General features: G+C 67.4%; 13 protein-coding genes. 11 read left to right on the plus strand and 2 right to left on the minus strand.

The genetic code is table 11. The features are described from left to right. The first annotated feature begins 322 nt into the window (after positions 1-322). From AC5P6X_RS16695 to pncB, 3 genes are all read left to right on the plus strand, one after another. Positions 323-1,177, plus strand: coding sequence for a glycosyltransferase family 2 protein (locus AC5P6X_RS16695; protein WP_099605814.1), 855 nt, complete (start codon positions 323-325; stop codon positions 1,175-1,177). Continuing rightward, positions 1,174-2,013 carry a glycosyltransferase family 2 protein gene (locus AC5P6X_RS16700; RefSeq protein ID WP_099605815.1) on the plus strand — a complete coding sequence of 280 codons (840 nt, stop codon included), beginning with the start codon at positions 1,174-1,176 and terminating at the stop codon, positions 2,011-2,013. The genes AC5P6X_RS16695 and AC5P6X_RS16700 overlap by 4 nt, the downstream gene beginning before the upstream one ends. A 154-nt stretch (positions 2,014-2,167) precedes the next feature. Further along, a complete protein-coding gene (gene pncB, locus AC5P6X_RS16705) occupies positions 2,168-3,346 on the plus strand; it encodes a nicotinate phosphoribosyltransferase (RefSeq protein WP_088436097.1) in 1,179 nt (392 codons plus the stop codon). A gap of 10 nt (positions 3,347-3,356) precedes the next feature. Here pncB and AC5P6X_RS16710 read toward each other — a convergent pair whose 3' ends face one another. Next, a complete protein-coding gene (locus AC5P6X_RS16710; protein ID WP_044569511.1) occupies positions 3,357-3,722 on the minus strand; it encodes a hypothetical protein in 366 nt (121 codons plus the stop codon). A gap of 459 nt (positions 3,723-4,181) precedes the next feature. Between AC5P6X_RS16710 and AC5P6X_RS16715 the strand changes: the two genes are divergently transcribed. The 8 genes from AC5P6X_RS16715 to AC5P6X_RS16750 all read left to right on the plus strand — a co-directional run bounded on the left by AC5P6X_RS16715 (position 4,182) and on the right by AC5P6X_RS16750 (position 17,849). Next, on the plus strand, positions 4,182-4,724 hold the full coding sequence (locus AC5P6X_RS16715) for a fimbrial protein (protein WP_495215533.1): 543 nt from the start codon (positions 4,182-4,184) through the stop codon (positions 4,722-4,724). A gap of 85 nt (positions 4,725-4,809) precedes the next feature. Further along, entirely contained in the window at positions 4,810-5,538 is a 729-nt protein-coding gene (locus tag AC5P6X_RS16720; protein WP_088436096.1) for a fimbrial biogenesis chaperone, read from the plus strand. 92 nt (positions 5,539-5,630) lie between these two features. Then, positions 5,631-8,195, plus strand: coding sequence for a fimbria/pilus outer membrane usher protein (locus tag AC5P6X_RS16725; protein ID WP_099529822.1), 2,565 nt, complete (start codon positions 5,631-5,633; stop codon positions 8,193-8,195). Next, a complete protein-coding gene (locus AC5P6X_RS16730; protein ID WP_005408041.1) occupies positions 8,186-9,220 on the plus strand; it encodes a fimbrial protein in 1,035 nt (344 codons plus the stop codon). Before AC5P6X_RS16725 ends, AC5P6X_RS16730 begins: the two co-directional genes overlap by 10 nt. Before the next feature lie 267 nt (positions 9,221-9,487). Next, positions 9,488-10,672, plus strand: a complete 1,185-nt coding sequence (wecB, locus tag AC5P6X_RS16735) for a non-hydrolyzing UDP-N-acetylglucosamine 2-epimerase (protein WP_099605816.1) — start codon at positions 9,488-9,490, stop codon at positions 10,670-10,672. Then, positions 10,669-12,870, plus strand: coding sequence for a hypothetical protein (locus AC5P6X_RS16740; RefSeq protein WP_099605817.1), 2,202 nt, complete (start codon positions 10,669-10,671; stop codon positions 12,868-12,870). Before wecB ends, AC5P6X_RS16740 begins: the two co-directional genes overlap by 4 nt. 6 nt (positions 12,871-12,876) lie before the next feature. After that, positions 12,877-15,030 (plus strand): glycosyl transferase family protein, encoded by a 2,154-nt coding sequence (locus AC5P6X_RS16745; protein WP_495215534.1) that lies wholly within the window; start codon positions 12,877-12,879, stop codon positions 15,028-15,030. Beyond that, entirely contained in the window at positions 15,027-17,849 is a 2,823-nt protein-coding gene (locus AC5P6X_RS16750) for an NfrA family protein (RefSeq protein WP_099605819.1), read from the plus strand. Before AC5P6X_RS16745 ends, AC5P6X_RS16750 begins: the two co-directional genes overlap by 4 nt. On the opposite strand, the gene AC5P6X_RS16755 is transcribed toward AC5P6X_RS16750, so the two are convergent. After that, complete coding sequence (locus AC5P6X_RS16755; protein WP_171039718.1) at positions 17,843-18,847, minus strand: DUF4434 domain-containing protein; 1,005 nt, start codon at positions 18,845-18,847, stop codon at positions 17,843-17,845. The two genes, AC5P6X_RS16750 and AC5P6X_RS16755, sit on opposite strands and share 7 nt — an antisense overlap. Positions 18,848-18,875: the final 28 nt, after the last annotated feature.

Consider the following 18,875-nt stretch of genomic DNA (forward strand, 5'->3'; position numbering starts at 1 on the left):
ACGCCCAACCCCGGTCTTGCCGTGTGCGCAGGACAGCGCACACGAGCAAGCGGCGACCGAGCTTACATGGGTGAGGGCGCTTTGCTTGCGAAGCACTGCTTCGCAAGCGCCCGAACGCACAGCCGCCAGCGGCTGGGCCGGGCCCCGGAAGGGGGACTTGCAGCGTCCCCCGCAACCGGACCCACCCCGCCATCCGCCAGGAACCCAGCTTTTGCTCCGGCTGTTGCTTCGGCTCTGGCTCTGGCCTCTGCCGGTGCCGGGTGCAACCCGGCCGATACCCTCCCAGTGCTAGGCTGTGGCTAACGACAACCACGGAGGCGGGATGGGGGCGATCGTGTTGTTGCCGCTGTGCGTGGACGATGCCGCGCTCGACCGCTGCCTGGCCGCACTGGATGCCGGCACCGCGCCGGGGACCGCGGTCTGGCTGGCCGACGATGCGCAGACCGGGCCGCGCGCGCAGGCGGTGGTGGAACATTGGTTGGCGCATACGCCACTGCAGGCCGAGTACACCCGCCGCGCGCGGCCGCTGGGCGAGGTGGCCCACCTGGACGAGATGTTGCGCGCCTGCGATGGCATGGACGTGGCGGTGCTGGCACCGGACAGCGTGCCCGCGCCGGGCTGGCTGCAGCAGCTGCAGGACACCTTCGCCCGCGATGCCGCCATCGCCACCGCAACCCCGTGGTGCAATGCCGGCGAAACCGCTGCGTGGCCCCGGCTGGGCGAGATCAATCCGGAACCCGACGATGCCGCGCTGCTGGCGCAGACCTGTGCCGGCCTGCCAGCGCTGCACCCGGAGCTGCCGTCGGCGGTCACCCACGCGGTGCTGGTGCGGGGCAACGCGCGCCGGCGTGCCGGCGGCCTGGACGTGGACAGCTATGCCGGCTGGAACGCGGCGCTGGTCGACCTCAGCCTGCGCATGGCCGGCCTGGGATGGCGCAACGTGTTGTGCGAGACCGCCTTCGTCAGCCGGGCAGGGGAGGCGGTCAGCCGTGATGGCGATCTCGAGGCCCTGGCCGCGCGCTGGCCGGGCTGGGTGCCTCGGCTGGCTGACTTCCTGATGCATGATCCACTGCACGGGCTGCGTGCCGACCTGCAGCAGCGCATGCGGCAGGCGATAATGCCGAAGGAACAGGGGGACCTGTTCGTCCCGTCTTCCGCGCCGGAGCCTCCTGCTTGAATGTTGCCATTGCCGCCATCGTCGTCACCTACCAGAGCGGCAGCACCATCGATGCCTGCCTCTCGCGCCTGCGCCAGGCGCAGGACGTGGCCGAAATCCGGGTGATCGACAACGGCTCGATGGATGGCACGCTGGATATCGTGCAGCGCCATGCCAGCCACGACCCGCGCGTGCGTTTTGTCGGCAATCCGGACAATCCCGGCTTTGCCGCCGCAAACAACCAGGGGGTGGCCGATTCGCACAGCCCGTGGCTGGCCTTCATCAACCCGGACCTTATGGTCGAGCCCGATACTCTGGCCGAGCTGCGCAGCCGTGCCGAACGGTTGGGGGATTGCCTGCTGGGTGTCGAACAGCTGGACGAGCATGGCCATGCGGACGAGGCCGTGCGCCGTCGTGATCCGGATTTCCTGTTGATGCTGCGTTCGCCCGGCAAAGGCTCGAAGCTGTCGGTCCCGCGCGATCCGCAGCAGGCGCTGCAGCGGGTGCCGGCGTTGTCTGGCGCGCTGCTGCTGATGCCACGTGCGCTGTTCGACCGCATCGGTGGCTGGGACGCCGGCTATCGCCTGCACGCCGAAGACCTGGACTTGTGCCGGCGCGCACGTGAGGCTGGCGCGGTGGTGGCGATCGCCAACGACCTGCAGGTCACCCATGTGCGCGGTGTCTCCAGCCGCTCACGGCCGTTCTTCGTCGAATGGCACAAGCACAAGGGCCTGTGGCGCTATTTCCGGAAGTTCGAGGCCAGTCAGCGTTCGCTGCCGGTGCGCGTGGCGGTGTGGGGCGCGATCTGGGCGCACGCCCTGATGCTGGTGCCGCGCCTGCTGCGCAGGTCGTTGTAGAACCGGAAGGGCATCCACGCATGGCGTGGATCTACCAATGCCGTTCCGCGGAGAGCCGAGCCCACGCTCGGCTGCATGGATAGGGTCATCCACGCATGGTGTGGATCCACTGGCCGCGCCCCCGGTTCACCCTGCTGGGCGCATAATCCGCCCCATGCCTATCATCCAGTCCCTGCTCGACACCGACCTGTACAAGTTCACCATGATGCAGGCGGTGCTCCACCAGCACCCCGGTGCCCAGGTGCAGTACCGGTTCAAGTGCCGCACGCCCGGCATCGACCTGGCCCATTACATCGACCAGATCGACGAAGAGATCGACCACCTGTGCAGCCTGCGTTTCAGCGACGCGGAGCTGGATTACATGCGTGGCCTGCGCTTCGTGAAGCCCGACTTCGCCGATTTCCTCGGCCTGTTCCACCTCGACCGCAAGTACATCCAGCTGCGCGCGTCGAAGGCCGTGCCCGGCGAGATCGAACTGGACATCACCGGCCCGTGGCTGCACACTATCCTGTTCGAAGTGCCGCTGCTGGCGATCATCAACGAAGTCTGGTTCCGCAACACCACCACCGCCGACTTCGCCGAAGGCGAGCGTCGCCTGCAGGCCAAGGCCGCGCTGCTGCGCGATACCCCCGGTTTCGAACAGTGCCGCATCGCCGACTACGGCAGCCGTCGCCGCTACTCGCGCGACTGGCACGCGCGCCTGCTGCCGCTGCTGCGCGATGCGCTCGGCCCGCAGCTGGTCGGCACCAGCAACGTGCACTTCGCCCGCCTGTATGGCATGACCCCGCACGGCACCATGGCCCATGAGTATCTGCAGGCCTTCCAGGCGCTGGGCCCACGCCTGCGTGACTCGCAGGTGGCGGCGCTGGAATCGTGGGCACGCGAGTATCGCGGCGACCTCGGCATCGCGCTGTCCGACGTGGTCGGCTTGGATGCGTTCCTGCGCGACTTCGATATGTACTTCTGCAAGCTGTTCGACGGTGTCCGCCACGATTCGGGCGATCCGTTCGACTGGGGCGACCGCATGCTGGCGCACTTCCAGCAGCGCCGCGTCGATCCGCGCAGCAAGGTGCTGGTGTTCAGCGATGGGCTCGACATCGCCAAGGTCATGCGCCTGTACGACTACTTCCGTGGTCGCTGCCAGGTCGCGTTCGGCGTCGGCACCCACCTGACCAATGATCTGGGTCCGACGCCGCTGAACATCGTGATCAAGATGGTCCGCTGCAACGGCCAGCCGGTGGCCAAGCTCAGCGATTCGCCGGGCAAGAGCATGTGCGACGACCCCGGCTACCTGGCCTACCTGCGCCAGGTCTTCGAGCTGCCGCCGGCGTAAACACGTCGGCTTACAGGTAGTCGACCACCACCAGGTAGGCACCCTGCAGCGGCTGCTGCTTCGAAGCCTGCACGCTGTAGCGCTCGGAGAAGGCGATATCGCCGGCGCGCATCGCGCTGGCCGACACCGACAGCTTCTGCCCCTGCCGCTTGCCGTCGCGCAGCGTCGCGGCCTGGCCATCGGCCAGCGCCGTCACGGCCACCGTCGAGCCCTTGGCCGACGGCGGGCAGGCCGCCAGGCTCAGCTCGCCCTGGGACAGGTTGGTCGTGCAGCCCGGCTCGGCGATACGGCCGCTGAAACGAATGCTGCCGCTACTGGCCTGGGCCAGCGCACTGACGGACATCAGGGCCACGCACAGCAGAAGGGAGGTTCTCATGACACGTTCTCTGGTTCGGTGTGTCCTAGTTAGCGACAGGTTCGATCCGTCTTTAATAGGACGATTCCGAATCTGCTAGGGCCATCACCAACAAAGAGTGATGCGCATCAAATAAGGTGATTTCCACCTTAAAAAGGCCTGTTTCCGCGCATGCCGAACGCGCCGCCAGGTGCGTCATGCAGGGTCGTTTGTGGCCTGATCCGGCCACCGTCAAATTCCTTGCGCTCCCCCAACCATGATTTCGCCTAACACGTCACATTTGAGGCGTCAATGAATTGGCGTTCAGAAAAATAATGAGACTTTCATCACAGTTGTGCCTATACTTGCGTCACGGATTCAGGGGAAGGTATGTCCGAGTCCGGCCACAGGTGAGACGCAAGGATGGGTCTTGATAGCCCGGCAGTGCTCCTTGCTTCCTCCTCTACTTCTCATCTCTTCAGTAGGGTTAGGTAAAAGCGAATGCACAAGATCAACCTCATTGCCGCTCTGATGCTGGCCGCCGCTCCGCTGGCCGCCAACGCCGCCGACGGCACCATCACCTTCAACGGCAAGGTGACCGACAAGACCTGCACCATCTCGACCCCCCCGGGCGGCAAGGACTTCGCCGTCAACCTGCCGACCGTGTCCAAGAACACCCTGGCCACCGCCGGTGCCGTCGCCGGTCGTACCCCGTTCGCCATCAACCTGACCAAGTGCAGCGCCGGCAACGTCGCGACCTACTTCGAGCCGGGTTCGACCGTTGACTTCAACACCGGCCGCCTGCTGAACCAGGCCTCGGCCAACGCTGCCACCAACGTGCAGCTGCAGCTGCTGGGCTCGAACAACCAGGTCCTGCCGATCAAGGCTGCCGGCGCTGGCCTGGCCCAGACCAACTCGCAGTGGGTCACCGTCGGCACCGACGGCTCGGCCGACCTGAACTACTACGCTGAGTACTACGCCACTGCCGCCGCCACCCCGGGCGACGTCACCAGCAGCGTCAAGTACACGATCATCTACAACTGATCGTAGCCGTACCCGCACTGGCCGGCGTACGCGCCGGCCCGTGCATCGCGGCCCCTGGCCACATACCTCGAGCGTAGTACTTCCGATGAAAGCATTCTTTCCCCGGGCGCTGCTGCTGGCAGCGTTCACGCTGCCCTTCTGCCAGAACGCTCTGGCCGGCGTGGTGGTCAATGGCACGCGAGTGATCTATCCGGCGCAGGCGCGCGAAGTCACCGTGCAGGTCGACAACGTGGGCGATTCGCCGGCGCTGGTGCAGGCCTGGATCGACAGCGGCGACGCCAACCAGACCGCCGATACCAGCGATGCCCCGTTCGTACTGACGCCGCCGATCGCGCGCGTCGAGCCGGGCCGCAGCCAGGCGCTGCGACTGATCTTCTCCGGCGCGCAGTTGCCGACCGACCGCGAGTCGGTGTTCTGGCTCAACGTGCTGGATGTGCCGCCGTCCCCGGACAACGCTGACAGCGGCGAACAGAATTACCTGCAGGTCGCGTTTCGTTCGCGCCTGAAACTTTTCTACCGGCCGCAGGGCCTGAAGGGCGTCGCCAACGATGCACCGGCAGCGCTGCGCTGGACCCGCAATGGCGACCGCCTGCGGGTGGAAAACCCGAGCCCCTTCCACGTCACTCTGGCCGAAGTACATGCCGTGAGCGGCAGCAGTGAAAAGGCCGTCGAGGACAAGGGCGCGATGGTCGCGCCGAAGCAGAGCCTGGAGTTCGCCGCACCGGCGGGCACCGACCAGGTCCGCTTCATCACCATCAACGACTACGGCGGCCGGGTGGAACACACCATCCGCCTCGGCAGCACCGGGGGCTGAACGCGCCGCGCCGGCCCCTGGCCTGCGCATCCCGCCACCGCCGCTGTGCGGCGAATTGAAGGAATGTCAGTGTGATCGGAAACAGATTGACATTGTCGATCCATCAGGCGCTTTGCCTGTTGGTTGCTGGCGTGGCCTGCCCAGGATGGGCGCTGGCTGCCCCGGCCAATCTCGGCGAACAGGCGCTCATGGCGCAGAGTGGTGCGGCCAATGCGCGTGCACCCGAATCGGCGCAGTTCAACTCCAGCTTCCTGTCTGGCCAGGCCAAGCAGGTGGACCTGGCGGCCTTCAGCAACGGCAACCCGATGGTGGCCGGCAACTATCGTGTCGACGTGTACGTCAACGGTGCCTGGCAGGGCCGTCGCGATCTGCAGTTCAAGGCCGATGCGCAGGGCCGTGTCGACGCCTGCCTGCCGCTGCCGATGCTGGAAGAAATGGGCGTGGACAGCGAGGCCGTGCTGCTGCAGCAGGATCCGTCCGTGCCCACCGACAAGACCAGCTGCGTGCCGGTCCAGCAGCGCATGGCCAACGCCTATGGTGTCTATGACAGCGGCAACCTGCGCTACGACCTGAGCATCCCGCAGGTGTTCCTGCGCCGCGAGGCGCGTGGCTACGTCAACCCGGCGCTGTGGGACCGTGGCATCAACGCCGGTTTCGTCGGTTACAGCTTCAATGCCATCGACAGCGACAGCCGCGTCGAAGGTGGCCAGCGCAACCGCAGTGCCTACCTCGGCCTCAACGCTGGCATGAACCTGGGTGGCTGGCAGTTCCGCCACGATTCGAACCTGACCTGGTCCGAGGGCGACGGCCGCCATTGGCAGAGCATCGCCACCTATGCGCAGCGCGGCATTCCGCAGGTGCGCGGCATGCTCACCATCGGTGAGGCCTACACCACCGGTGAACTGTTCGATTCGATCGGTTACCGCGGTGCCAGTCTGGCCAGCGACGACCGCATGCTGCCCGATTCGCTGCGCGGTTACGCGCCGGTCGTGCGCGGCATCGCCGAGACCAACGCGCGCATCGAAGTGCGCCAGAACGAGCAGCTGATCTACTCCTCCACCGTGTCGCCGGGCAGCTTCGTCATCGACGACCTGTACCCGACCGGCTACGGCGGCGATCTGGAAGTGAGCGTGATCGAGGCCGATGGCCGCCGCCGCGAATTCAAGGTGCCGTTCGGTTCGGTGCCGCAGATGCTGCGGGAAGGCGTGTCGCGTTACTCGCTGACGGCCGGCCAGGTGCGCAACAAGCTGCTGGCCGATGAGCCGTGGCTGGTGCAGGGCACCTACCAGCGCGGTATCGGCAACCAGCTGACCCTGTACGGTGGCAGTGCACTGAGCGATGGCTACCTGTCGCTGCTGTACGGCGTCGGCCTGTCCACGCCGGTCGGCGCATTCGCTGCCGACGTCACCCATGCGCGTACCTCGTTCGATCACTACGGCAACCACACCGGTGCCAGCGTGCGCTTGAGCTACAGCAACATGATCGGCGAGACCGGGACCAACCTGACCCTGGCCGCCTACCGCTATTCGACCGAAGGCTTCTACAGCCTGCAGGACGCGCTGTACGGCCGTGATTCGGACAAGCGCGGCATCGATCCGACCACCCGTGGCCGCCAGCGCAGCCAGTTCCAGGTAACGCTGAACCAGCCGCTGGGCCGTCGCGGCGGCGCGCTGTACGTGACCGGTTCGGTGCGTGACTTCTACGACCGTTCCGGCACCTCCAAGCAGTACCAGGTGGGCTACAACAATGCCTGGCGCTCGGTGAACTACGGCTTCTCGGCGCTGCGCACCGAAGAGGGCGTGCTGGGCCGTTCCGACACCCAGTACCTGTTGTCGATGAGCGTGCCGCTGGGTCGTGGTTCCCACCCGGTGTCGTTCAGCGCCGATCTCGGCGTGCGCGACCGCGGTGGCTACGACAACAGCCGCGTCGGCATCACCGGTTCGGCCGGTGTCGACAACAACTTCAGCTACGGCGTGGCGCTGTCCGATTCCCGCGAAGGTGGAACCACCGCGGTCGGCAACGCCGAGTACCGCAGCCGCTACTCCGCGTTGAACGCGACCTACAGCCACTCGCGCGATTTCCGCCAGGCTTCGGTCGGTGCCAACGGCAGCGTGGTCGTGCATCCGGGCGGCTTCACCTTCACCCCGCAGCGTGGCGACACCATGGTGCTGGTGGAAGCGCCGGGCGCACGCGATGCGATCGTCAGCAACGCCCCGGGCCTGCGCGTCGATGGCCGCGGCTACGCGGTGGTCCCGTACGTGTCGCCGTACCGCCTCAACACCGTCACCCTCGACCCGCAGGGCATGGCCCACGACGTCGAGCTGGAAAGCACCAGCCAGTCGATCGCGCCGTTCGCCGGTGCCATCAGCTACCTGCGCTTCGATACCCGCAAGGGCAACGCGCTGCTGATCCAGGTACGCAACCCGGATGGCCGCACCATGCCGTTCGGTGCGCAGGTCAAGGATGAGCAGGGCCAGCCGGTGGGCATGGTCAGCCAGGGTGGCCGCCTGTACGTGCGCAGTGAAAAGAACCAGGGCCGCCTGCTGGTGGAGTGGGGCGCCGGCGCCGACCAGCGCTGCACCGTCGATTACCAGGTTCCGGCGGGCGCCGATGCGTCCAGGACCGGCTTCATCCCGCTGGAGGCAGCATGCCGATGATCTCTTCCCGTGGCCGCAAGGCGCTGAGTGCGGTGGCCATATTGGCTGGTATTGCCGTGGCCAGCCCCGCGTTGGCGACCTGCTACATCACCCAACAGGGCTTTGTCGCGCAGGACGTGCAGATGGACATGGGGCAGATCGTAATCCTGCCCAGTCTGCCCGTCGGTGGTGTGATCAAGGAGCTGATCGTGCCTATCAACCAGCGCGACAGCATCGGTTACTGCGATCGCTGGGGCGGTAGTGCCAATGGCCGTTTCGTCAACGCCGCGCAGCAGAACGCGGTCCCGGGTTTCAGCAACGTCTATGCCACCGATGTAGCCGGGGTGGGCATTCGTGTCTATCGTGATTCGGGCACCATCCAGACTTACTACCCGCATACCCTGCAATTGGGGGGCAGCCGGACGTTGACCCTCAACGGTGGCCGCTTCCGGGTGGAGCTGATCAAGACCGCCGCGCAGACGGGCTCGGGCATCATCGCGCCTAACGGCCGCTTCACCACCTATTATCTCGACGGCGACGGCCCTGGCCGTCCGGAACTGACCTCGACCTTCAAGGGCTCGGGCACCACCGTGGTCAGCCCGACCTGTGAAGTGCAGGCCGGCAGCCGCAATATCGCCGTCGATTTCGGCAGCGTGCCCAACACTACCTTCACCGGTGTCGGTTCCAAGGCCGTTGACCGCGATTTCGAGATCCGCCTGAACTGCCAGGGCAGCAATGTCGCGCAGTACCAGAGCAAGATCGGCATCCGCCTCGATGCCGATCAGGACAGCTCGAACATGCCGGGCGTGCTGAAGCTCAGTGCGGCCACCAACAGCGCCACCCGCATCGGCATCCAGATGGTCCAGCGCGATGGCACCACCGAGCGCGAAGTGCGCTTCGGCCAGACCGTCAATGTCGGTACCACCACCCCCGGCACCAGCACGATGACCTTGCCGCTGCGCGCCCGCTATGTGCAGACCCAGGCCGGCACGGTCGGTGCCGGTGTCGCGAACGGCCAGGCCACCTTCACCATCCAGTACGAGTAAGGCTGCCCCAGGCCGCAGCCACTGCTGCGTTCCACCGCAACGTCGCCCGTGACACGGGCGGCGTTGACTGCGTCTTGATCTTCCAACGATGAAGATCAATGCCACGACGCGCGTACCATCATTCGAATGTGATGTACGTCGCGATTTTGGAGTTTCCTCATGAGGTGACCGTCTCCTGCCTGCGGGTATTGGACGGGAACGCCGAAAGGATCCAGACGTGGCTACAGCTCCTGGCATTTCCCCGCACCGGCTGTCCGGAGCGCTGCGGTGAAGGTCCTGTCGGTGTTTGGCACGCGACCGGAAGCGATCAAGATGGGGCCGCTGGTGCGGGCCCTGGCCGAGGCTGCGGACATCGAATCGGTGGTCTGCATCACCGGCCAGCACCGGGCGATGCTGGACCAGGTGATGTCGCTGTTCGAGATCACCGCCGACCATGACCTGGATGTCATGGTGCCCAACCAGACCCTCAATGGCCTGTGTTCCAGACTGTTCGAACGGCTTGACGCGCTCTACACGCAGGTCCGTCCCGACCGGGTGCTGGTGCACGGTGATACCACCACGGCGATGACCGCCGCGCTGGCCGCGTTCCACCACCGGATTCCGATCGGTCATGTCGAGGCCGGACTGCGCACCGGTGACATCAACCGGCCGTGGCCGGAGGAAATGAACCGGCGGGTGATCGATGTGGTCGGCGACCAGTTGTACGCGCCCACGCCCAGCTCGCGCGCCAACCTGGCCGGTGAACACCTGGGCGGGCAGATCCTGGTCACCGGCAACACCGTCATCGATGCCCTGCAGCAGACCGTGGAGCGCCTGGATGCCGACCCGGCGCTGCGTGCGCGGGCTGACGAACCCTTCCACATGCTTGACCCCGATCGTCGCCTGCTGCTGGTCACCGGCCACCGCCGCGAGAGCTTCGGGCAGGGCTTCGAGGACATCTGCCGTGCGCTGGCCGAGCTGGCACGGCGGCCGGACCTGCAGGTGCTGTACCCGGTGCATCTGAACCCGAACGTGCAGGGCCCGGTCAACGCCCACCTCGGCCATCTCGACAACGTGCACCTGGTGCCGCCGCAGGACTACCTGCGCTTCGTGCGGCTGATGCAGCGCGCCGACGTCATCCTCACCGACTCCGGTGGCGTGCAGGAAGAGGCACCGGCGCTGGCCAAGCCGGTGCTGGTCATGCGCGACGTCACCGAACGCCCGGAGGCGGTCGAGGCCGGTGTGGTGAGGCTGGTCGGCACCACGCCCTCGCGCATTGTCGAGGCGGTCAACGCGGCACTGGCACAACCACCGCACCTGACCCGCTTCGATCCCGATGCCAGCCCCTACGGCGATGGCCGCGCCAGCGCGCGCATCGTCGCCGCCCTGCGTGGCACGCCGCTTCCCGAATTCTCGCCCGGCCTCCGCAGCAGCGGCGCCGTCCACCCCCACCCACGCGAAGTGACGCCATGACCCAGACCGGCCGCTCTCCCCTGTTTGCATCCGCCGTCGCGTTCGTCCTGTCGGGCGTGGTTGGCAGTGCCCATGCCGCCGACAGCGTCGCCGGCCAGTTCGCCGAGTGGAGCGGTGACAGCACGGTCAGCCGGCAGATGACCCTGCGCGAACTCGGTTTCCGCCAACCGCTGGTGCTCAGCGGGCAGGAGAGCCAGCGCGAGATCTACCTACCGGTGCCGGCCGGTGTCGCCACCCGCGATGCGCAGCTGCAGCTGGACGGGCGCTACGTGCGCGGCCATGCCGGGCGCACTTCTGGCCTGTGGTCGGTCGATGGCGATCCGATCGCCGCGCGCTCGATCACCGACGCACAGGGTGACGCCAGCCAGCTGCTGGCCATCGATGGCGAACCCCGCCAGAACGGCTTCGTGCGGGTCGGCGTCGGCTGGTGGTCGATCGTGTCCGACTACCAATGTGCCGACCAGAGCGCGCCGGCCAACGTGCTGCGGCTGTCGCCGGACTCGCGCTTCAGCTACCGCTTCGACGGCCGCGCCGTGGACACCGTGGCCAAGGCGTGGGGCGCGCTGCCCCCGCAGGTGCGCCTGCTGGTGGATGGCAAGGCACTGCAGGCGCCCGCCTACGATGCGGCCTGGCGCATCGGTACCGCATTGCAGGCCGGTGGCAAGCAGGTGCAGGTGGTGGCGCTGCCCAAGGTCGGTGACAGCGTCGACCTGACCGGCATCAGCATCCCGGCCAGCCTGCAGATCGTGCCGGCCTATGCCGCGCTGGCCACTGGCGAGCGCGCGCATGCGATCAAGGATCTGGCTGAAGTGGGGGCACTGCTGTCGCTGCGTGACAGTGGGCCATTGGCCGCAGAGGTGATGATCGGCAGCGATGCGCTGCGGGCCGGCGTGCGCGCGGGACTGGATGCGCTCGCTGCACAGGTCGGCGCCACCGGCGCCGATGCGGTCACGGCCTTCGCCGCGTGGCGCGGTACCGACATGGGCGGCCTGGAAAAGCCCGCGGCCACCGCCTCGGTCCGCGTGGTGGCCGTTGCCGGCCGTCCGACGCTGGTGGTCGACCCGGCGGCGGCGGGCAAGATCGCCGGGCTGTTCGCCGAACAGTGGCGCAGCTATGCGCTGGGCCGTAGCCTGCAGGTCAGCGCAGCGGGCACGCCGAAGCTGGACGGTGACCAGGTGCTGCTGAGCCGACTCGGCAACATCGCCGGCACGATGGATGTCGTGACCCGCGCGGACCGCAGCGCCAGCTTCGACCTCGGCGCGTTGTCGGCCGACGGGCGCCTGCCCGAGGAGGTGGTGATCGATGTCTCGGCGGCCCCCAATGCGGCCGGGCAGGGCGCGGTGGCCACCATCCATTTCAACGATTACCTGCTGGGCGGCAAGGTGCTGTCGGCCAACGGCCAGCCGCAGCGGCTGGTGGCCAGGGTGCCGGCCTACGCGCTGTCGGCACGCAACGAGATCCGCGTCAGCTTCCTGCGCCAGCCGGCTCGTCCCTATTGCCACGATCCGGCCACCGCGTATCCGGTCTCGATCCTGCCCAGCAGCCACATGACCCTGGCCAAGCGTTCGCTGGGCAGTGACTTCGTCGGTGCCAGCAGCCAGCTGTCACGCGGCAACCAGATGTTCGTGCCCGCCACGTGGCTGCAGGACGCGCCGGCATCGCTGCGCAAGGTGATCGCGGTGGCCAGTGCAGTGGGGGCCTCGCCAGAGGCGTCGGAGCTGAAGGTGGTCGATGCCGGTGCGGCGGTCAGCCCGGGTGCGCCGTGGCTGGCTTTCGGTGTGGCGCCGTCGGGTGTCGATGTGGCCGGCCTGAAGGACGGCCACCTGCTGATCGGCGGGAAGCCTCAGCCGCTGCTGGATGTCAGCGGCCTGGACCGCGCCGCGGTGGTGCAGGTCGGCACCTCCGGCGGCCAGCTCGGCGTGCTGTACAGCGACCTGGGCACTCAGGCACCGTCGTTCGGCGCACCGTTCCGGCTGCTGCGCGGTGATCTGGCGGTGCTCGACGGCAGTGATGCCGTGCGCGAGTTCGATCGCCAGGATCCTTACGGGAGCCACGTTGCCCAGGATGGCAATCCACAATCGAAGTGGGAACGGCACATGGTCTGGTTGCTGCTGCTGGTCGGCGTGATCGTGTTCGCGCTGCTGGCCGCCCGCGTCACCCAGGTGCGCCGCCGCAAGTCCGCCAACACAGGGCACTGATCCACCGTGGACGGTCTGTTCTGGAACATCCAGCTGGCCAACTATTACGCCTTCCTGGAAACCACGGCGGCGGCGGCGGCGGTGGCCGTGCTGATCCTGATCTCCAGCCTCGATGACCTGTTCATCGATGTCTGGTACTGGGTGCGCGAGAGTTGGCGCGCGCTTACCATCAAGCGCCGCGAAGCGTACCGGCCGCTGACCCAGGAAGACCTGATGCAGCGGCCGCAACAGCCGCTGGCGATCATGGTGCCGGCGTGGATGGAATACGACGTCATCGCGCAGATGGTGGAGAACATGATCAACGTGCTCGACTACCGCGAGTACGTCGTGTTCGTCGGCACCTATCCCAACGACCAGCAGACCATCGACGAAGTGGAGCGCATGCGCCGCCGCTACAAGCGCCTGCGCCGCGTTGAAGTGCCGCACGACGGGCCGACCAGCAAGGCGGACTGCCTGAACTGGTTGATCCTGGCCATCTTCGATTACGAGAAGCGCCACGACATCGAATTCGCCGGCGTGATCCTGCACGACAGCGAGGACGTGCTGCACCCGATGGAACTGCGCTTCTACAACTACCTGCTGCCGCGCAAGGACATGATCCAGCTGCCGGTCACCTCACTGGACCGCGAGTGGTACGAACTGGTGGCCGGCGTCTACATGGACGAATTCGCCGAATGGCACGCAAAGGATCTGGTGGTGCGCGAGAGCGTGTCCGGCATGGTGCCCTCCGCGGGCGTGGGTACCTGCTTCTCGCGGCGCGCGCTGCTGGCGCTGAGCGCGCAGACCGACAACCAGCCTTTCAACACCGACAGCCTCACCGAGGATTACGACGTCGGTGCGAGGCTGGCAGCCATGGGCATGCAGTCGATCTTCGCCCGCTTCCCCGTGCAGTTCCGCGTGCGCCGCCCATCCTGGTTCGGCTGGGGGCCGGTGCGCGAGCGCACCCAGCAGATGGCGCTGTGCGTGCGCGAGTACTTCCCCGACAACTTCCGCGCGTCGTACCGGCAGAAGGCGCGCTGGGTGCTGGGCATCGGCCTGCAGAGCTGGGAGTCGCTGGGCTGGCGCGGATCGCTGGCCACCAAGTACCTGCTGGCGCGCGACCGCAAGGGCATCATCACCTCGTTCGTCAGCATCATCGCCTACATCATCTTCCTGCAGCTGCTGCTGTTCTGGCTGTTGAAGATGACCGGGCTGTGGACGATGCAGTTTCCCAGCGTGTTCCAGGCCGGTACCTGGCAGATGAATGTCGCGCTGCTGACCACCGCAGCGCTGGCGACCCGGGTCGTGCAGCGCTTCTACTTCGTCAACCGGTTGTACGGCTGGGAGCACGCGCTGATGTCGATCCCGCGCATGGTGGTCGGCAACATGATCAATTTCATGGCCACCGCCCGTGCCTGGAAGGTCTTCCTGGCCTACCTGCTGTTCGGCAAGCGCATGGTCTGGGACAAGACCATGCACGACTTCCCCGATGCGGCGCAGCTGGTGCAGACCCGCAAGCAGCTCGGTGAGCTGTTGACCACCTGGCAGGCGGTGGAACCCGAGCGCCTGCAGCAGGCGCTGGACCAGCAGCAGGCAGGCCGCCAGCAACCGCTGGGCCGCATCCTGCTCACCCAGGGCTGGCTGGATGACGAGACCCTGGCCGAGGCCATCGCGTTCCAGGGTGACCTGCCACGCGCGGTGATCGATGTGGACTACCTGCGCGCCTGCCAGTTCCCGGTCAGTGCCGATGCCTGCGTGCAATGGCGCATGCTGCCGCTGCCGCCGCGCCAGGAAGGCACCCTGCGGCTGGCCGTGGCCAGTCCGCTGCCCGACGACGCCGTGGCGCTGCTGAAGCAGGAAACGCGCAGCGAGCACATCGAACAGAGCATCGCCCGCGAAAGCGAGATCAACGCGGGTCTGCGCCTGATCGGTGGCGACCGGCAATGGCACCTGGACAACGTGCCCCTGCTGGGAGACCTGCTGGTGGAAATGCGCCTGATCGATCACGCACGCTTCGAGATCGCACTGGACGACTACATGCCGCAGCGCGACGGCCGCATCGGCGATTACCTGGTCAAGCAGGGCATCACCACCGAAGAGGCCGTGGCCCAGGCCATGCAGGAGCAGCGCCGGCGTGCGGCCACGCTGCAGTCGCCGCCGCCCGGAGCCTTGCCGGCATGAAGACCACGCTGCTGTCCACCGTCATCGCCGTGGTATTGGCCACGGCCGCCGCGCCGGTGCTGGCACAGACCGATGCACCACTGCCATTGTCCGGTGCCGCCTACCGCATCGCCGAGCAGGCGTTTGCCGCCTATGAACGTGGCGATTACCCTGCGGCCTACCGGCAGTCCAGTGAAGCGATCCGGCTGCGCCCGGACGTGGTGCGGCTGCGCCTGCTGCAGATCTATGCGCTGCAGAAACTGGGGCGGGGTGCCGAGGCGCAGCAGCAGGCACGTCGTGCACTGGATGCGGGGTTGAAGGATCCGGCCTTGCCGCCGCTGGCGGCGGCTGCGCCCAGGACGACCACAGGTGCATCGCGCAGCACAGCGGTACCGCGTGCGCCCGCAACGGCGGCAGACCGCAACAACCGGCAGGCCCACATGCTGGCAACCGAAGCCTATGCGGCCTACGACGCCGGGCAGATGGGCATCGCCGCCAGCAAGGCCGAGCAGGCGTTCCGGCAGCAGCCGAAACAGGGCGCATGGGCCCTGCTGTGGGTGGCCGCGTTGGAAGCACAGCAACAGCCCGAACAGGCCGACGCCGCCATCAGCACCGCGCTGCAGCTGGGCGCACCGAATGTCGAAGCGCTGCGCGCGCGACGCGTGACACTGGACCGCCAACGCGCGCTGCTGCAGGCACAGCAGGCCTATCAATTGCTGTCCGCAGGCGAGGATGCCGCCGCCATTGAGCAGGCGCACGCCGCCGTGGAACTGGCACCCGACGTTGCTTCATACCGGTTGCTGCTGATCACCGCGCAGCTGCAGGGCGATCAGCTGGCCGACGCTGAGCACAGTGCTGATCAGGCATTGCAGGTGGACGCCAACGATCTCAATGCCCGGGTGATGCGTGGCTACCTGCGCCAGCGCCAGGGCAGTACGCTGCGGGCCAATGAGGATTTCGATGCCGCGCTCGCCACGTCGGGATCAACCGCGCAGCAGCGCAACGTGCGCCTGCTGGCGGTGGATGCGGCACTGGCCGCAGGTGATCGGGTACGCGCAGCTGCACTGCTGGCACCGTTGCAGTCGGCATTGTCAACGGATGCGGGCGATGCACGCGCGCAGCAGCTGCTGCAGCAGGGCATCGCGCAACGCAGCCGGGCGATCCACTCCAGTCGCGCGCTTCCCCGCATCAGCGCCGAGGCCTACCCGGCACCGGTCCAGCACTGCCAGTCCGGTGACAGCGGCAACGTCTGCGAACTGGTGCCGGCCGATCTGCAGGGGGATGGCGGTGCCGCACAGCGTGCCTACGCTGCCTACGCGCGCCAGGATTACGCCGATGCCATCGGTGAGGCGCGGCAGGCCGTGCAACTCGCACCGGACGACGCGAACCTGCAAGGCCTGCTGACCACCACGCTGGCGGCGGGCAACCGTGCCCAGCAGGATGAAGCGCGGCAGCGCCTGGATGCGGCACTGGCACAGCACCCTGATGACGCGGGGGCGCTGATGCAGCGCGGCTACCTCAACCAGAAGGCCCATGAGCCGGCGCGCGCGCTGGCCGACTTCCGGGCCGCCGAGGCCACCGGCAGGGCACCGAAAAGCGTAGTGCTCGACCAGGCCTACGCCAGCGCAGCCAACGGCGACCATCCACAGGCGGTGACGCTGCTGCGTAGCGCCATTGATCGCGCCGATGCCGGTGAGCTGCCACTGGATGAGCGCCAACGCTACAGCGTGCGCAATGCCATCGCCAATTACTCGCGCGAGTGGGGCGTGATCGCCTCGGCGGGTTTCCGTGGTGCGCGCCAGGCGGCGACCAATGTCGGCGGTGCAGCGATCAGCACGCCGGGCGATTCGGTGTTCAGCACGCTGGAGGCGTTCTGGCGGCCCCCGGCCTTCAACGACCAGCATGGCACGCTGGAACTCTACGCACGCCTGCTCAACACGCTGTACGACGAGGGTGGCACTTACGAATCGATCCGCGCGGTGGACCCGTGCACCGGCGAATCAACGCCGGATGCGCGTGCACGCGCCGAACGCCTCAGCCATTCGCGTTCCACCACCGGCTGGCCGTCAACCATCGCTTCGTTCGGCATGCGCTACGCCTTCGGCCAGACCGGCCTGAGCGCCGGCATCGAGCGCCGCCAGTTCCTCGGCAGCGCAACCCGCCAGGGCGAGGTCTACCCCGCCTCGGCGGCCGTGCAGTGCCGCCTGCAGCTGGCCCGTAACCCGCCACTGGAAGCCAGCACGCTGGCCCGCTACCGCTTGGCCAGCGGTTCCGGTGGCTGGATGTCCTACCTGACCTATGGCTATTACCACGGCACCGATCTGCGCACCGACGTCAACCAGTGGTGGATGGTCAGCGGCTACGCGCAGGGCGGCTATACCTGGGATGACAACAGCGCGCACTTCACCCTCGATGCACTCGATGCCAATGGCGCGCCGGTGCGTCGGATCGGTGAGGCCAATGGCCGCCTGCATCGCGAACAGTGGTTCGCTGCCGGTGAACTGCGCGCCGGGCGCAGTTTCCGCTTCGGTGCAGGGCAGACGCATTGGGTGGTCACACCCTATGTCGTGGTGGGTGCCGATTGGCTGGACCAGCGCTCACGCGCGCGCGACATCCGTTATCCGCCGTTCCCGGCGCAGTCGTTCGCGCTCAACGATACGCAGCGCAGCTGGTCACTTGGCGCAGGGCCGGGTGTGGGCGTGCGTTACGGGTTCCGCGAGGACCACTACAACACGCCGCGTTCCTACCTGGACCTGACCGTGCAATACCGCTTCGCGATCGGCGGTGGTGATACGCAGCGTGCCAAGGGCCTGTTCGCCACCGCCATCCTCTATTACTGAGGCAGGCCCCAGCGTCGCCGAAGCGCTGCGGCCTGCGGTGTGTCCTGGGTCAGCCATGGCTCCAGTGCATAGACCAGCACGTGCTGTGCGCCGCTGTCGCGTGCCCATGCCAACTGCCGCTGGATGCGTGCGGCATCGGCCGTTTCGCCCTTGAATCCGCTGCCGTCGGCAGGGCCGCCGGGCAGTTCGCGGAACAACTCAACGATCGCATCGAAGCCGATGCCCTGCGCGTGGAAATGATCGAGCAACGGCTGAAGCTGCTGCACGTTGCCGGCGCCGGCTACGCCCACGCCGTCCTGTACCATCGGCCGCAGCGTGGCCTGTGCCAGCACCGCCTGCCACAGCGTGACCAGGTTGCCATCGGTCTGCAGGCGGCTGAAGTAGCAGGAGATCGCACAGTCACCGCCGCGCGTGCTGGCGGCCTGCACCAGCCCGTGCAGCCACTGCGCCAGCCATTGCTGGCGGGCCGGAACGGCCCAGTGGTACTGCTCCAGTTCGTAGGGCAGGTACCAGCCCCCGAAGGCCGGCTGCTGCGCCCAGGGTGCCTGTGCCAACCAGCTGCGTGCGTACGCCAGGCTCTCGGCCAGGAAGGCCTTCAGCGTGGCGTCGTCCGCGGCGATGGCCTGCCACCAGCGTTGCTGGAAGGGCAGGCCGACGCGGATGCGGATGCCGTTCTCGCCGGCGGCGGTAAACAGCTGCTGCAGGCTGCCGTCGGGTAGCGACCAGTCGCCGTCGCTGCCACCGACGATGCCGGTCCATTGCAGCACCAGCTGCCGGCAGCCCAGCGTACGTGCAAGCTTCAAGGATCGCTGCCAGTCGGCCAGGCCCCACTGCAGGTGGCTGCGCCACGGCTGCAGGAAGGTGCCATCCACCTGCACCGGCAGCGAGCAGCCGGGCAGGGTAGCGAGCGTACCGGCCAATGGCGCCAGCACCGCCGCGCGCAGCAGCCGGCGGCGCAACGGCGAAGACGGATCCGCGGGAAGGGCAGGCCAAACCATGCCCGCATCATCCCAAAGCCCCGTGCGT

Source organism: Stenotrophomonas sp. YJH_SMC_40 (genome assembly GCF_059368615.1).

What these genes read in the sequence shown, in the direction of transcription:
- AC5P6X_RS16695 (WP_099605814.1), top strand. Translation starts at nt 323, where the DNA reads ATGGGGGCGATCGTGTTGTTGCCGCTGTGCGTGGACGATGCCGCGCTC.
- pncB (WP_088436097.1), top strand. Translation starts at nt 2,168, where the DNA reads ATGCCTATCATCCAGTCCCTGCTCGACACCGACCTGTACAAGTTCACC.
- AC5P6X_RS16710 (WP_044569511.1), bottom strand. Translation starts at nt 3,722, where the DNA reads ATGAGAACCTCCCTTCTGCTGTGCGTGGCCCTGATGTCCGTCAGTGCG.
- AC5P6X_RS16715 (WP_495215533.1), top strand. Translation starts at nt 4,182, where the DNA reads ATGCACAAGATCAACCTCATTGCCGCTCTGATGCTGGCCGCCGCTCCG.
- AC5P6X_RS16720 (WP_088436096.1), top strand. Translation starts at nt 4,810, where the DNA reads ATGAAAGCATTCTTTCCCCGGGCGCTGCTGCTGGCAGCGTTCACGCTG.
- AC5P6X_RS16730 (WP_005408041.1), top strand. Translation starts at nt 8,186, where the DNA reads ATGCCGATGATCTCTTCCCGTGGCCGCAAGGCGCTGAGTGCGGTGGCC.
- AC5P6X_RS16740 (WP_099605817.1), top strand. Translation starts at nt 10,669, where the DNA reads ATGACCCAGACCGGCCGCTCTCCCCTGTTTGCATCCGCCGTCGCGTTC.
- AC5P6X_RS16750 (WP_099605819.1), top strand. Translation starts at nt 15,027, where the DNA reads ATGAAGACCACGCTGCTGTCCACCGTCATCGCCGTGGTATTGGCCACG.
- AC5P6X_RS16755 (WP_171039718.1), bottom strand. Translation starts at nt 18,847, where the DNA reads ATGGTTTGGCCTGCCCTTCCCGCGGATCCGTCTTCGCCGTTGCGCCGC.